The organism is Janthinobacterium sp. GW821-FHT03C10, from assembly GCF_059420865.1.
This window is the reverse complement of the sequence record NZ_JBWKUN010000001.1, coordinates 539,249-553,045: the sequence shown is the minus strand read 5'-3', so window position 1 is coordinate 553,045 and position 13,797 is coordinate 539,249. Positions and strand designations below refer to the sequence as shown.

The 13,797-nt window shown below is 64.3% G+C and carries 12 protein-coding genes and 1 pseudogene; 9 read left to right on the top strand and 4 right to left on the bottom strand.

The genetic code is table 11. The features are described 5' to 3' along the window. Window positions 1–10 precede the first annotated feature (10 nt). Both AC07VH_RS02165 and AC07VH_RS02160 read right to left on the bottom strand, forming a co-directional pair. The gene (locus tag AC07VH_RS02165) at window positions 11–961 is read right to left on the bottom strand and encodes a 2-hydroxyacid dehydrogenase (RefSeq protein ID WP_494786612.1); all 951 of its coding nucleotides are present in this window, start codon (window positions 959–961) and stop codon (window positions 11–13) included. Between the two features lie 192 nt (window positions 962–1,153). Then, complete coding sequence (locus AC07VH_RS02160; RefSeq protein ID WP_494786611.1) at window positions 1,154–1,819, bottom strand: hypothetical protein; 666 nt, start codon at window positions 1,817–1,819, stop codon at window positions 1,154–1,156. Window positions 1,820–2,051: 232 nt separating this feature from the next. Between AC07VH_RS02160 and AC07VH_RS02155 the strand changes: the two genes are divergently transcribed. The 9 genes from AC07VH_RS02155 to AC07VH_RS02115 all read left to right on the top strand — a co-directional run bounded on the left by AC07VH_RS02155 (window position 2,052) and on the right by AC07VH_RS02115 (window position 12,798). Continuing rightward, the gene (locus AC07VH_RS02155) at window positions 2,052–4,250 is read left to right on the top strand and encodes a TonB-dependent receptor (protein WP_494786610.1); all 2,199 of its coding nucleotides are present in this window, start codon (window positions 2,052–2,054) and stop codon (window positions 4,248–4,250) included. A 99-nt stretch (window positions 4,251–4,349) separates the two neighbouring features. Further along, window positions 4,350–5,225, top strand: coding sequence for a hypothetical protein (locus tag AC07VH_RS02150; RefSeq protein WP_494786609.1), 876 nt, complete (start codon window positions 4,350–4,352; stop codon window positions 5,223–5,225). A gap of 83 nt (window positions 5,226–5,308) precedes the next feature. Continuing rightward, a complete protein-coding gene (locus AC07VH_RS02145; protein ID WP_494786608.1) occupies window positions 5,309–6,436 on the top strand; it encodes a sensor histidine kinase in 1,128 nt (375 codons plus the stop codon). Window positions 6,437–6,610: 174 nt separating this feature from the next. After that, window positions 6,611–8,080 (top strand): circularly permuted type 2 ATP-grasp protein, encoded by a 1,470-nt coding sequence (locus AC07VH_RS02140; RefSeq protein ID WP_494786607.1) that lies wholly within the window; start codon window positions 6,611–6,613, stop codon window positions 8,078–8,080. Next, entirely contained in the window at window positions 8,074–9,018 is a 945-nt protein-coding gene (locus AC07VH_RS02135; protein ID WP_475417619.1) for an alpha-E domain-containing protein, read from the top strand. Before AC07VH_RS02140 ends, AC07VH_RS02135 begins: the two co-directional genes overlap by 7 nt. Next, window positions 9,018–9,827 (top strand): transglutaminase family protein, encoded by an 810-nt coding sequence (locus AC07VH_RS02130; protein WP_475417618.1) that lies wholly within the window; start codon window positions 9,018–9,020, stop codon window positions 9,825–9,827. The genes AC07VH_RS02135 and AC07VH_RS02130 overlap by 1 nt, the downstream gene beginning before the upstream one ends. Before the next feature lie 91 nt (window positions 9,828–9,918). Beyond that, window positions 9,919–10,797, top strand: coding sequence for a proteasome-type protease (locus tag AC07VH_RS02125; RefSeq protein WP_494786606.1), 879 nt, complete (start codon window positions 9,919–9,921; stop codon window positions 10,795–10,797). A 108-nt stretch (window positions 10,798–10,905) separates the two neighbouring features. Next, complete coding sequence (locus AC07VH_RS02120; RefSeq protein ID WP_494786605.1) at window positions 10,906–12,270, top strand: alpha/beta hydrolase; 1,365 nt, start codon at window positions 10,906–10,908, stop codon at window positions 12,268–12,270. Window positions 12,271–12,372: 102 nt separating this feature from the next. Then, entirely contained in the window at window positions 12,373–12,798 is a 426-nt protein-coding gene (locus AC07VH_RS02115; RefSeq protein WP_070218730.1) for a Fur family transcriptional regulator, read from the top strand. Between the two features lie 14 nt (window positions 12,799–12,812). Here AC07VH_RS02115 and AC07VH_RS02110 read toward each other — a convergent pair whose 3' ends face one another. Continuing rightward, a complete protein-coding gene (locus AC07VH_RS02110) occupies window positions 12,813–13,331 on the bottom strand; it encodes a GNAT family N-acetyltransferase (protein WP_489627398.1) in 519 nt (172 codons plus the stop codon). Window positions 13,332–13,411: 80 nt separating this feature from the next. After that, window positions 13,412–13,771: pseudogene (locus AC07VH_RS02105) on the bottom strand (recombinase family protein). Window positions 13,772–13,797: the final 26 nt, after the last annotated feature.

The following is a 13,797-nucleotide window of genomic DNA, read 5'->3' as shown; positions in this document are numbered from 1 at the left end:
CGGCGCGGCGTCAGCGCACGGGCGTGGGCAGCGGCAAGCCGGCAAAGTGGGCGGCCAGGTTATCGACGACCAGTTGCCCCATCGCATGGCGCGTTTCCACGGTCAGGCTGCCCACGTGGGGCGTGAGCACCACGTTGGGCAAGGCGCGCAGGGCGTTTGGTACGCGCGGTTCGTCCGCGAACACGTCGAGGCCGGCCGCGCCCAGGTGGCCATCCTGCAAGGCGGCGATCAGGGCGTCTTCGTCGATCAGGGCGCCACGGGCGATGTTGATCAGCGTGCCTTGCGGACCGAGCGCGTCGAGCACCTTGCGGTCGATGATCTTGCGCGTGGCCGGCGTGCCCGGCGCGCAAACAAAAAGGTAGTCGCTTTCCTGCGCCAGGGCCAGCAAAGACTCCGCGCGCGGCACCTGGGTGCCGGCGATGGCGCGCGGCTGGAAATAGCGGACCTGGATGCCGAAGGCGGCCAGGCGCAGCGCGATGGCTTGCCCGATCTGGCCGAAACCGAAGATGCCGGCCGTCTTGCCGCGCAGGCTCAATGCGGGGGCGATGGCCTCGCGGCGCTCCCAGCCGCCGTCGCGCACGAAGCGGTCGAGCGCCACGACGTGCCGCGCGCTGGCCAGCAGCAATGCCAGCGCCACATCGGCCACGTCATCGGTCAAGACGTTCGGCGTGGTGGTGACGGCGATGCCGCGCGCGCGGGCCTGGTCGAGCGCCACGCCGTCGAGGCCCACGCCATTCACGGCGACGATTTCCAGCTTCGGCAGCAAGGCCATGTCGCCGGCGTTCAAGCCCAGCGCGCCCGTCGTGACGACGGCGCGGATGCCGGGTGCCCGTTCGGCCAGCCAGGCGTGGCGTTCGTCCGCCGGCACTTGCCAGGCGTGGTGGCACGTGTATTGCTGTTCCAGCTGCGCGTTGACGGCAGCCGAAGGGCTGGGGGCGAGGATGAGGAGTTCGGGTGGCATGGGCGTCCAGGGTCGTGTCGACAAGATTTGCAGACGCAACTTAGCATATTCGAGACCCGGCCGGGGATGGCATCCCTTATTACCTCCTCTAAAACCCTGCAAGGCACGCGGTCTTTGCCTGCTCGATTCCATCGTAGGTCGGCTTAGCCCGCAGGGCGTAAGCCGACAAGCGCCGCCACGCAGCCTGTCAGATTACCCCGGGCAAGGCACGCGCTTGACCTTGCCGCCCGTCCTGGCCGGGTCGGCGCCGGAACCAGGATTGTCGGCCATGCCGTAGCACGTGGCGCCGCCGGCGCTGACGACGCGCGTGGCGGGCCGCCCATCGGCCGTCAGGTATTCTTCCACGCGAATGACGGGGCCGCCGCGCCAGGCGGAGGCGACCTGTTTCTGGAAGGCGCTTTCGCTTTTGAGGTCGGCCGCGGCCAGCCACGGCTTGTCTTGCTTGAGTTCACTGCGCAAGGCCTTGTCGGCGGCGCCCGCCGCCAGGCGTGCGCGCGTGCGCAAGTCTGTAGTGGACGGCGCAATGGCGGGCGCGGCGGGCGATTCCTCGGCAGGTACGGTGATGGCTTCCGCCGCCACGGCGGGTGGCGCGAAGATAGCGGGCGGCACGCTGGCGCGCGCGCGGGGGACAGGTACCGGCAGCGGCAAGGCCATCGGCGGCGCTTGCGGCGTGGGCCGGGGCGGCAGCAGGGTCATGAAGGCCACTTCCGTATATTGCTTGAGCTGCCGCGCCGGCAGCAGGAGAAAATACAGGCCCAGCGCGTGCATGGCCAGGATCAGCGCGACGGCCGCACCTTTCAGGCTCAGACCCCGCCGCATGCGCAGGGAAGCGGACTGTAGATGGCGGTGCAATGGCATGCGGTTTCCTGTGGGCGCCGGGCGCGATGGCCCATTCTAACGAAACTTGTCCATAGGCATTAATAAATCCATAAGGTATCGCCTGGCGCGCCTTCTCTGGCCAGATTCCAGTGCCTGGTGCGCCAACTGTTGTGCAAATGACGACTTTTTTGCCGCTTTCTCACACTTTCTCACGCGCGACGCCGCGCTGGAATATAATGATAATCATTCTCATTAATATCCAAACAATACCATGCGCACCTTCCGCCTCGTCCCTACCCCGTTCGCCCTGGCCGCCTTCCTGCTGGCCAGCGCCGCCGCCCACGCGCAAATCGCGCCGACTGGCGACGCGCCAACCATGCCGACCGTAGTCGTCAATGCCTCTGCCGACGCGTCGGCGCAAGGCTTGTCGAAAGCGTATGCGGGCGGCCAGGTGGCGCGCGGCGGGCGCATGGGCATCCTCGGTGCCGTGGACATGATGGACTCGCCATTCGGCAGCACCAGTTACACGCAGCAATTCATTGCCGACCAGCAAGCGCGCAGCGTGGGCGACTTGCTGCAAAGCGATGGCGCCGTGCGCATGTCGCGCGGCTATGGCAACTTCCAGGAAGTGTATGTGATCCGCGGCTTCGCCCTCGATTCCGATGACGTGGCGTACAACGGCCTGTACGGCGTCCTGCCCCGTCAATATGTCTCGCCGGAACTATTGGAAAGAGTGGAAGTGTTCCGCGGCGCCAGCGCCTTCCTCAACGGTGCGGCGCCGGGCGGCAGCGGCATCGGCGGCGCCATCAATCTGATGCCCAAACGCGCCGGCAACACGCCGCTGACGGAATTGACCGTGGGCGTGGAATCGGGTGGCCATGCCTACGCGGCCATCGACGTGGCGCGCCGCTTTGGCGAGAACAAGGAATTCGGCGTGCGCGTGAACGCCGCCAAGCGCCAGGGCGAGACCGGCATCCAGCGCGAAGACCACGACGTGGGCATGTTTTCCGTTGGCCTCGACTACCGGGGCCGCGGCTACCGCCTGTCGGCCGACGCCGGCTACCAGAATTTCGACCTGACATCGCCGCGCCCGTCCGTCGGCATTGGCAGCGTGGCCGTGCTGCCATCCGCACCCGATGCGTCGAAGAACTTTGCCCAGCCGTGGAGCTATTCGAAGGAACACGATGTGTTCGGCACGGCGCGCGCCGAAGTGGATCTGGCCAAGGATGTCGTGGCCTGGGCCGCATTTGGCTCCCGCTCGACCAGGGAAGCCAACAGCCTGGCCGAGCCGACGTTGACTTCGATCAATGGCGACGCCGAGGTGTCACGCTTCGACAATGCGCGCAAGCAGGAAATCCGCACGGGCGAACTGGGCATTCGCGGCAAGCTCGTTACGGGCGCCGTCAAGCACACCCTGGTGGCCAGCTGGTCCGGGCACTGGAATGAAGCGAAGAACGCGTATGCGATCGGCGACAAGTTTGCCACCAACATTTACGCACCGGTCGACGTGACCCCGCCGCCGACGCCATACGCGGGCGGCATCATGAGCGACCCGCGCATCACCCAGAAAACCATCCTCAACAGCTACGCCCTGGCCGACACCATGGCCTTCCTCGACGACAAGCTGCTGCTGACCGTGGGCTTGCGCCGCCAGCAGATCAAGGATGCCGGTTACGACTACAACACCTCGGCGCCGCAAGGCAAGGCCTATGACGAGAGCGCCACGACGCCCGTGGCTGGCATCGTCTTCAAGGCCAGCAAGGATGTGTCGCTGTACGCCAACTACATCGAGGCGCTGGTCAAGGGACCGGCGGCCACGGGAACCTACGTGGAAAACGGCCAGCAGCTCAATGTCGACAACATGGGCGAGGTGTTTGCGCCGTATAAATCCAAGCAGAAGGAAATCGGCGTCAAGTATGACGGCGGCAAGCTGGGCATGAGCGCCGCCCTGTTCACGACAAGCAAGCCTTTGCTGGCCGTGGTCGGCAAGCGGGCCGAACTTGATGGCGAACAGCGCAACCGCGGCCTGGAATTGTCAATTTTCGGCACGCCGATGCAGGGCGTGCGCCTGCTGGGCGGCTTGACCTGGCTCGATGCAAAGCTCAGCAATACCGGCGTAGCCGCCAACAACGGCAAGAAGCCCATCGGCGCACCGGAAACGCAGATGAGCGTTGGCGGCGAATGGGACGTGCCCGGCGCGCCGGGCCTGACCCTGAACGCCCGCACCATCTACACCTCGACGCAATACGCGGACCTGGCCAACACCAGGCAACTGCCATCGTGGACCCGCCTCGACATCGGCGCGCGCTACCTGACGCAAGTGGCGGGCCGTGACGTGACCTTGCGCGCCCGCGTGGACAACTTGACGGACCGCAATTACTGGTCGTCGGCCGTGTCGTCCTTCAATATCGGCTCGCTGGTGCTGGCCGCGCCGCGCACCGTGGTGGTGTCGGCCAGCGTGGCGTTTTAAAGACCGCGCGCCTGTCGCACGACGAAAAGCTGCCTTCGGGCAGCTTTTTTTATGTGTGCGCGCCTGTGCCGCAAGCCGCGCTTCGGCGACAATGCCGACATGAAACGACTCCCTGCCCTGCTGCTTTTGCTTTGCCTGTCCCTGCCCGCCCTTGCCCAAAAGCAGGCCGCCTGCCCGTATGCCGCCTGGAAAAGCGGCTTCAAGGGCGATGCGCGGGCCCAAGCCACGTGTCTGCTGCGCCCCGTGAAACTGTATGCGCGCCTGGGCGACAGCGCGCCGCTGCCGGCCTTTCTTGCCACCCGCGTCGGCCAGCGCACGGACATCGCCCCCGTCGCCCTGCGCGCCTGGCTGGCGCAGCATGATATCGCCGAGGCGGACGCGGGCGGTGCCGTCGATGCACCGCTGTCGCGCGCCGTGGGCCGGCTGGCCGCGCCGATGGCCCGCTATTTCGTCATCCACGACACCAGCTACCCGAATTTCTTGCTAGAAACCATTCCCGCCCACATCAACGACGCCAGCTGGGATTTCAACGATTTCACTCTACGTAACCCCGCGCTGGGCGGCGGTCCGAAAGGCCATGTCTACGTGAACCGCCTGGGCGATTCCCTGGCCGTGCGCGACTTTGGCACGGCAAGCTATGCCAGCAAGCTGGAAAAGGACAAGCCGTCGCTGACGGGCCTGTTCCTGCACGTGGAACTGGTGCAGCCGCGCCATTCCGTGCCCGGCGGCGGCAAGGGCAACGACGGGCTGGCGCCCGATCCCGGCTTCACTCCCGCGCAATACGAGCGCCTGGCCCTGCTCTACATCGCCGCCAGCGTGCGCAAGGGCACGTGGCTGATCCCCGCCTTCCACGCCGTGCTCGATACGGGCTATGCGAACGGTCATGACGATCCGCAGAATTTTTCGCTGGAGCAATGGGATGCCGCCCTCAGCCATTTGAGCGCCGTCATGACGGGTGCCCGCGCGCCGAATTGAACACCACCTGCGCGCCGATTTGGAGGATACTTTAGCTCCCGCCTTGCATCGCGCGGATGCCGGGATGCCGATGGGGAGCCGTGATGACCTATGCCTCTGACCAGAAAATGCACGCGCTGGACATGCCCGCGCGCACGCGGCGCATCTTCAGCATGCGCGATGCCGTGCTGACGCAGTGGGAACACGAGGTGCGCGCCAAGGTGCGCGGCGCCGACGCCTTGCTCACGCCCATCCTCATCAACACCTTGCCCGCCTTCTTCGACAACCTGGCCGAAGCGCTCACGCCAGGCTACCCGCGCGACGACGCCACCAGCAACACCAACGCTCCCGCCGTGCACGGCAATGAACGGGCGCGCATGACCAGCTATGGCCCGGAACAGGTGATCCAGGAATACCAGATTTTCCGCGACTGCTTCGCCGCCGCCGCGCTGGAGGCGGGCGTGCCCCTGCGGCGCAAGGACTGGAAGGTGATCAATGCCTCGATCGATACGGGCATCCGCGAAGCCATCCTGGAATTTACCGCCATGCACGCAAGCTTTCAGCGCCGCGTCGCCGCCGGGCTGTCGCACGACATGCGCAATCCCCTGTCCGTCATGCTCAACAGTGCGCAGCTGCTGCAGCGGCGCGCGCAACAGCCGGACGTGGCGGCGCTGGCGCTGAAAATTCTCGAGCACGGCAAGCGCCTCGACGTCATGATCCAGGAATTGCTCGATACGCTCAGCTATCACCGGGGTCAAAAGCTGCCGCTGGTCCTGCGGCGCTTCGACGTCTTGCCGCTGGCGCGGCAAGTCGCCGACAGCGTCAATATCGGCCATCCGGGCAAGTGCGTGGTCAGCGGCACCTCCGTGACGGGCTGGTGGTGCGAAAATTCCCTGCGCCGTGCCCTGGATAACCTCGTGGGCAATGCCGTCAAGTATGGCGACGCCGGTCCCATCCATATTCATATCGACAATTTACGCGAACGCATGATCTTGAGCGTGCACAACACGGGCAGCAACATCGCGCAAGACCAGACGCAGCGCATCTTCGAATACCTGCGCCGCGAGCACGAAGGCAGCGCGCCCGGCTGGGGCATCGGCCTGCCCTTCGTGCAAAACGTGGCGGAAAGCCATGGCGGCAGCGCGCTGGTCGACAGCGCGCCGGAAACGGGCACCACGTTCACCATCGACCTGCCCGTCGACTGCCGGCCCTTTGTCACGCCGGACGCCTGATCTCGGCTGCCTGCGCCCCATCTGCCGGCAAAATCGATGCCGTAGTGCACCAAATCGGTGCAAATGACGGTTTTACGCCACAATAATGGTCATTCTTTACATACTTTCGGGTGTGCGGCATTGGCACGCTTCCTGCTGAGCTATAGTCAGACACGGCTCAAGGGAAATCACAACATGGCAAATTTTTTCAATGAAATGACTGCAGATGAAGTGGGTACGGACAGCAAGGTACGTGAACACTATCGTGAATTCAACAACTGGCTGGAACAGCAATCGCCCGAAACCATCGCCCGCAAGCGGGCAGAAGCCGACCTGACGTTCCGCCGCGTCGGCATCACGTTTGCCGTCTACGGCGACGATGCCGGCACGGAACGCCTGATTCCGTTCGACACCATCCCCCGCATCATCCCCGCCACGGAATGGGCGCAGATGCAGACGGGCCTGGTGCAGCGCGTGCAAGCCTTGAACATGTTTATCCATGATATTTATCATGAACAAAACATCATCAAGGCGGGCATCATTCCGGCCGAGCAAATCTACAAGAATGCCCAGTACCGCCCGGAAATGCAGGGCATCGCCGTCGCCTCCGACATCTATGCGCACATCGCCGGCGTCGACATCGTGCGCGCGGGCCAGGGCGAATTCTATGTGCTGGAAGACAATCTGCGGGTGCCATCCGGCGTGTCCTACATGCTGGAAGACCGCAAGATGATGATGCGATTGTTTCCGGAACTGTTCGCGCGCAACCGCATCGCCCCCGTCGACCATTACCCGGACATGCTGCTCGACAACCTGCGCTCCGTCGCGCCCATGGGCGTGGACGACCCGACGGTCGTCGTCATGACGCCCGGCATGTACAACTCCGCCTACTTCGAGCACGCTTTCCTGGCCCAGCAAATGGGCGTGGAACTGGTCGAAGGCAAGGATTTGTTTGTCAACGACAATTCCGTCTACATGCGCACCACGCGCGGGCCCAGGCGCGTCGACGTCATCTACCGCAGGGTCGACGACGATTTCCTCGATCCGCTGGCCTTCCGCTCCGATTCCTCGCTGGGCGTGCCGGGCCTGCTGTCCGTCTACCGCGCGGGACGGGTCACCTTGGCCAACGCCATCGGCACGGGCGTGGCCGACGACAAGTCGATCTACCCTTTCGTGCCCGACATGATCAAGTTCTACCTGTCGCAGGAACCGATCCTCAACAACGTGCCCACGTACCAGTGCCGCAAGGCGGCCGACCTGTCCTACGTGCTGGCGAACCTGGCGAAACTGGTGGTCAAGGAAGTGCACGGCGCGGGCGGCTACGGCATGCTGGTGGGGCCGGCGTCGAGCCTGGCGCAGATCGAGGATTTCCGCCAGCGCCTGCTGGCCAATCCGGGCGGCTACATCGCCCAGCCGACCTTGGCCCTGTCCGCCTGCCCCACGTATGTCGAGGCCGGCATCGCGCCGCGCCACATCGACCTGCGTCCGTTCGTGCTGTCGGGCAAGACGATTTCCATGGTGCCGGGCGGCCTGACCCGCGTGGCGCTGGGCGAAGGCTCGCTGGTGGTCAATTCCTCGCAGGGGGGCGGCACCAAGGATACCTGGGTACTGGAAGCCACATTATCAGAAGAAAAAGCAGCTTTTGCAGGAGAGAAAACATGCTGAGCCGCACTGCCGATCATTTGTTCTGGATGGCCCGCTACACGGAGCGGGCGGAAAACACGGCGCGCATGCTGGACGTCAACATGCAGACCTCGATGCTGCCGCAGTCCGAGCAGGACGCGGAGCAAGGCTGGCGCGCCACGCTGGGTATTTCCGAGCTGCAAAGCGCATACGACCACAAATACGGCCGCTTCCACACGCGCGACGTGCTCGACTTCATGGTGCGCGACCCGAACAACCCGTCATCCATCCTGGCCTGCCTGACGGGCGCGCGCGAAAACGCCCGCGCCGTGCGGGGAACCTTGACGACGGAAGTGTGGGAAATCCAGAACGCCACCTGGCTCGACGTGCAGAAGCGCCTGAAAAGCAATCTGCTGGAAACGGACCCCAGCGCCTTCTTCGAATGGGTCAAATACCGCTCGCACCTGTCGCGCGGCGTCACTTTAGGCACCATGCTCAAGGACGAAGCCATCCACTTCATCCGCCTGGGCACCTTCCTCGAGCGGGCCGACAACACGGCGCGCATCCTCGACGTCAAGTTCCACGGCGCGCGCGATACCTCGAAAGACGTCGCGCAGCGCGACTTTTACTACTGGGCGGCCCTGCTGCGCTCCGTTTCCGGCTTCGAGATCTACCGCAAGGTCTACCGCGACGTGATCACGCCGGCGCGCGTGGCGGAATTGCTGATGCTGCGCGGCGACATGCCCAGGTCGCTCCTGGCCTGCATGGATGACGTGGTGGAAAATCTGAAGCATATCCGCAACGACGTGTCGGCCGATACGGAACGCTTCGCCGGCAAGCTGCATGCGGAGCTGAAATTCGGCCATATCGACGACATCATGAAGGCGGGATTGCACCATACCTTGACGGAGTTTCTGGAAAACATCTATGAGCTGGGCAACCGGGTCAGCCGCGATTTCCTCGTTCCCTTGGCGGCCTGATGCAGCTCACCATCCGCCACGAAACCCACTACGCCTACAGTGCGCCGCTGGCCTACACCATCCAGCAGCTGCACCTGACGCCGCGTATCGAGCCGCAGCAGCGGGCCCTGTCCTGGCAAATCACCACGCCGGGCCAGTGCCACGCCTATACGGATGCCTACGGCAACCTGTCGCACATGCTGACGATCAACGGCAGCCATCAGTCGCTGAGCCTGGTCGCCCAGGGCGTGGTGGAAACCATCTACCCGCACAAGGGGCGGCTGAACCTGGTCGACACCTTGTCGCCGCTCTTGTTTACCATGCCGACGCCGCTGACGCAGGCGAACCCCGCCATCGTGGAACTGACGGCCGCCAGCCTGCCCGACCGCCGCGTCACGGCCGGCACGGGCCATCTGCTGCGCCTGGCCGAGCACATCGTCGGCAAGGTGGCCTATGAAAGCGGCGCCACCATGGTCACCACCACGGCCGGCGACGCCCTGGCCCTGGGGCGCGGCGTGTGCCAGGACCACGCGCACCTGTTCCTCGCCTGCTGCCACGCCTGGGGCATCCCGGCCCGCTATGTGTCCGGCTACATCGATCCGGGCACGACGGGCCATGCGGCCAGCCATGCCTGGGTCGACGCCTGGACGGAAGACACGGATTTCGCGGGCTGGGTCAGCATCGACGTCACGCATGCGCGGCTGATGACGGACGCGTATTGCCGCCTGGCCATCGGGCGCGACTACGATTCGGCGGCGCCCGTGCGGGGCGTGCGCCAGGGCGGCGGCACGGAAACCCTGCACGTGGACGTGCAGATCGTGCCTGGCTGAACCGGCAAGAACGTGGCTGGCCGGGGCTTGCGGCGGATACTCAAGCCCCGGCTGGTGTAGAATGCTAGCCCTTTTGACTTGATTTACGACGATGACTTATTGCATAGGCATGCGCCTGAACGAAGGCCTGGTCTTCCTGTCCGACTCCCGCACCAACGCCGGCGTGGACCAGGTGGGCACCTTCCGCAAGATGAGCGTGTTCGAGAACCCGGGCGACCGCATGCTGGTCCTGATGACGGCCGGCAACTTATCGATCTCGCAAGCGATCCGCCAGATCGTCTCCGAACACGTCGATGCGGACGGACGCAGCATCTGGAACGTATCCAGCATGTATGACGCGGCGCGCATCGTGGGCGAAGCCGTGCGCACCGTGCACCTGCGCGAAGCGAAGGCCCTGGCCGACTGCGGCATCGATTTCAACGTCAGCATCATCCTGGGCGGCCAGATAGGCGCCGAGCGCTGCCGATTGTTCCAGGTGTATTCGGCTGGCAATTTCATCGAATCGCGCGATGAAAACACGTATTTCCAGATCGGCGAAGCCAAGTATGGCAAGCCCATCATCGACAGGGTCATCAACCCGTTCACGCGCCTGGACGAGGCGGCCAAGTGCGCGCTCATTTCCATGGATTCGACCTTGCGCTCGAACATTTCCGTCGGCTTGCCGCTGGACTTGCTCGTCTACGAGACGGGCAGCCTGGCCGTCACGCGCTTCGTCACCATCGATGAAAAGAACCAGTATTTCCGCATGATCCGCGACACCTGGGGCGAGCAATTGAAACATGTGTTCGAAGGCATCGTCGATCCCGTGTGGAACGCGGCGCCGGAAACCACGACGAACGTGCTGTCATCAAGCAACATGCACAGCAAGCCCATGCGCGTGGCCATCCCCGAGCACGTGAGCCGCGGCGGCCTGACGGTGGCGCCCCTGCAATCCTTGGCGCAGCAGTTCAGCGACGACAGCCAGCATTGATCTGCCGCGCACCGCCTGCGCGCGCTGCTGGACAAGTCGCTTTTCGCGTGCTTTTATGGCAATATGAGTTGATATTTAATTCATATTGATCAGAGAGGCAGGTGGCGCATGGACTTGATCACTTCCGCCGTCGTCGCGGCCATCGGACATGGCGCGCCCGGCCACGCGCCGGAAGCCATCGCCAGCCACTATCAGCGCCTGAAACTGGCCATCGCCAAGTTCGACGGCGCCGCCGCCATCCTGGCCGCCATCGCCGCGCTGGAGGCCGAACCTGCCAATTCCCAGCTGCAACTGGCCCTGTCGGCCGCCCTGTCCACGGCGAAAGTGCCCGATGACATGGAAACCCTGTTTGCCGCGCAAGGCTTGCTCGATGCGCTGCAGCGCCCGCCTTCCCCGTTGCCAGAGGTGGGGACCGCGCCCGCCCCGGCCGATAAAAGCACCGTCGTGTCGAACTATGCCGTGGTGAAAGTGTATTTCGCCACGGACCGCCAGCGCGACGTGGGCAAGCCGCCGGCCCAGCGCTTCAGCGGCGAACGCAGCACAGGAATGAGTCACGGCAATGGCGGCAACGGCGGCAATGGCCCGCTCAGCTATGGCAGCTGCGACATCAGCATCCCCCGCGACCACCGCATGGGCCAGCTGGAATCGCCGTCGCTGTGGCGCCTGGAATTTCGCGACGACCCGGCCAAGCACGTGGTGCTGCTGTCGGCCGAGGTGCAGGACCGCGACAACTTCTTTGCGGCCTTGAAGACGCAGATCCGCGCCTCGGCCGGCAAGAGCGCCTTTGTCTTCGTGCACGGCTACAACGTGAGTTTCGAGGATGCGGCGCGACGCACGGGGCAGATGGCCTACGACCTCGGTTTCGATGGCGCGCCCGTGTTCTACAGCTGGCCGTCGCGGGGCGACATCGCCGCCTACACCATCGATGAAAACAATATCGAATGGAGCACGCCCCACATCACGGCCTTCCTGGCCGACTTTCTCGCCAGCACCGAAGCGGCGCAAGTGTATCTGGTGGGCCACAGCATGGGCAACCGGGGCCTGGCGCGGGCCGTGGCCGGCTTGCTGGCCGCGCAGCCGCAGCTGGCGCAAAAGATCACGGAAATCATCCTCTCCGCGCCCGACATCGACGCGGCCATCTTCAAGCACGATATCGCGCCGCAACTGGCCCGCGCACGCAATCCCGTCACCTTGTATGCCTCCTCGCAAGACCTGGCCCTGGCCGCCTCGAAAGCCGTGCACGGCTACCCGCGCGCAGGCGACAGCGGCGCCGGCATGCTGATCGTGGCGGGCGTGGAAACCATCGACGCCACGGGCGTCGACACGAGCTTCATGAAGCACTCGTACTTTGCGGAAAAGCGCTCGGCCCTGTCCGACATGTTTTATCTGATACGCAACCATGCGCGCGCCGACCAGCGCTTTCTCGAGCCCGTCGATACGCCGGCGGGCCGCTATTGGACGTTCAAACCATGACGCCGTTCCATCCGGTGCGGCACGCATGCTAAGATATGGCCCAGAGGGTGGCACAGGCACGGCGATGACGCCGCCAGCCGATCCCCCGCAAGCAGGCTTATCATGTTGACATCATCTTCTACACCGCACGCCGAATCGCTGATCCGCAACACCAACGCCCGCGTCACCAAGACGCGCGTGAAGGTGCTCGACTTTTTAATGGCGCAAAGCCGTTCGCTGACCCACCATGAAATCCAGCAGGCGCTGTCGCAGGACAGCGATATCGATTCCGTCACCCTGTACCGGGTGCTGGAATGGCTGACGGAAAATGAGCTGGTGCACCGCATCGCGGGCGCCGACCAGGTGTGGCGCTTCAGCGCCGGCGCCGGCCACCAGGCGCACGAGCACGCGCACTTCCAGTGCACCAAGTGCGCCAACGTGACCTGCTTCAATGAAGTCAAGCTGCCGCCGCCCGTGCTCTTGCCGGAAGGCTTCAGCGGCGGCGAAGTCGATTACCTGATCAAGGGCCTGTGCCCGCGCTGCAAGTAATTTTTAAAAAGACATCACTTGAGCAGCAAGGCCAGGTGATGCTCGTCATAAAACAAGTCGCCCACGCGCATCGAGCGCGGCTCGGTGCCATACGCGATAAATCCCAAGGATTCATACAGGCGCAGGGCGGCATTGTTTTCCGCATTCACGCTCAAGTGCACTTGCATGACGGCAGGGTCCGTCTCGGCCAGTTCGATGCAGGCGTTCACCAGACGCCGCGCCACGCCACGGCCCCGCTGCGTCACATCGACGAACACGCCCCATAGCACGGCCTTGTGCGACAGCTGGCGCAGCGGCTCGCGCCGCAAGCCGGCAAAACCGACGAGACGCTCGCCATCGAAGGCGCCAAAGCTGCGCTGCATGGCGCCGTCAGCGATGCGCTGCACGTGTTCCTCGGGCGTGCGCGCCAGCTCATCCTCGCGCGACGAGGAAAACGAGCTGGGCGAATCCTGGATGGCGCGCAGGCGCAGCGCGCAAAAGGCGGTGGCGTCGGCTGGCGTGAGCAGGCGGATGACGATATCGGAGGCGGGCATGGAAGGACTCGGCAGTTTTTTGCCATTATACCCACGCCCTTCCCTCATGGGGACGTCTCAGAAAACGGAAAAATCGCACGCTAAGCCTGCGTTGAAGCGGGAACCCATCGGTACAGTGTAGAAATGGACACACCGAGGCTCTTGGCTACATCCCTGGGCGGTACACCGCTCGCCAGCAGCTTTTTGGCCGATTCGATCTTGCTGTCGGTCATTTTGACTTTGCGTCCGCCTTTCCGACCAAGTTGTCGCGCGACTTCCAGCCGGCACGGGTGCCTTCGACTGTCAGCTCGGGTTCCATTTCGGCGAGGCTGGCCATCACGGGGAAAAAGAAACGACGGGACGGCGTGCCAGTACAGGCCGCTCTGCCTGCGTACTGCTCACTTTGTCATCGAATATCCTCTCGCCCCCTGCTTTGGTCAGGCATCATGTTGTAACTCCAGATTTTAATCCTGAGTCGAGACTCGCG

Excerpts from the sequence above, each read along its gene's own strand:
- AC07VH_RS02150 (WP_494786609.1), top strand. The coding sequence starts at position 4,350 with ATGAAACGACTCCCTGCCCTGCTGCTTTTGCTTTGCCTGTCCCTGCCC.
- AC07VH_RS02140 (WP_494786607.1), top strand. The coding sequence starts at position 6,611 with ATGGCAAATTTTTTCAATGAAATGACTGCAGATGAAGTGGGTACGGAC.
- AC07VH_RS02145 (WP_494786608.1), top strand. The coding sequence starts at position 5,309 with ATGACCTATGCCTCTGACCAGAAAATGCACGCGCTGGACATGCCCGCG.
- AC07VH_RS02115 (WP_070218730.1), top strand. The coding sequence starts at position 12,373 with ATGTTGACATCATCTTCTACACCGCACGCCGAATCGCTGATCCGCAAC.
- AC07VH_RS02165 (WP_494786612.1), bottom strand. The coding sequence starts at position 961 with ATGCCACCCGAACTCCTCATCCTCGCCCCCAGCCCTTCGGCTGCCGTC.
- AC07VH_RS02110 (WP_489627398.1), bottom strand. The coding sequence starts at position 13,331 with ATGCCCGCCTCCGATATCGTCATCCGCCTGCTCACGCCAGCCGACGCC.
- AC07VH_RS02135 (WP_475417619.1), top strand. The coding sequence starts at position 8,074 with ATGCTGAGCCGCACTGCCGATCATTTGTTCTGGATGGCCCGCTACACG.
- AC07VH_RS02120 (WP_494786605.1), top strand. The coding sequence starts at position 10,906 with ATGGACTTGATCACTTCCGCCGTCGTCGCGGCCATCGGACATGGCGCG.
- AC07VH_RS02125 (WP_494786606.1), top strand. The coding sequence starts at position 9,919 with ATGACTTATTGCATAGGCATGCGCCTGAACGAAGGCCTGGTCTTCCTG.
- AC07VH_RS02160 (WP_494786611.1), bottom strand. The coding sequence starts at position 1,819 with ATGCCATTGCACCGCCATCTACAGTCCGCTTCCCTGCGCATGCGGCGG.
- AC07VH_RS02130 (WP_475417618.1), top strand. The coding sequence starts at position 9,018 with ATGCAGCTCACCATCCGCCACGAAACCCACTACGCCTACAGTGCGCCG.
- AC07VH_RS02155 (WP_494786610.1), top strand. The coding sequence starts at position 2,052 with ATGCGCACCTTCCGCCTCGTCCCTACCCCGTTCGCCCTGGCCGCCTTC.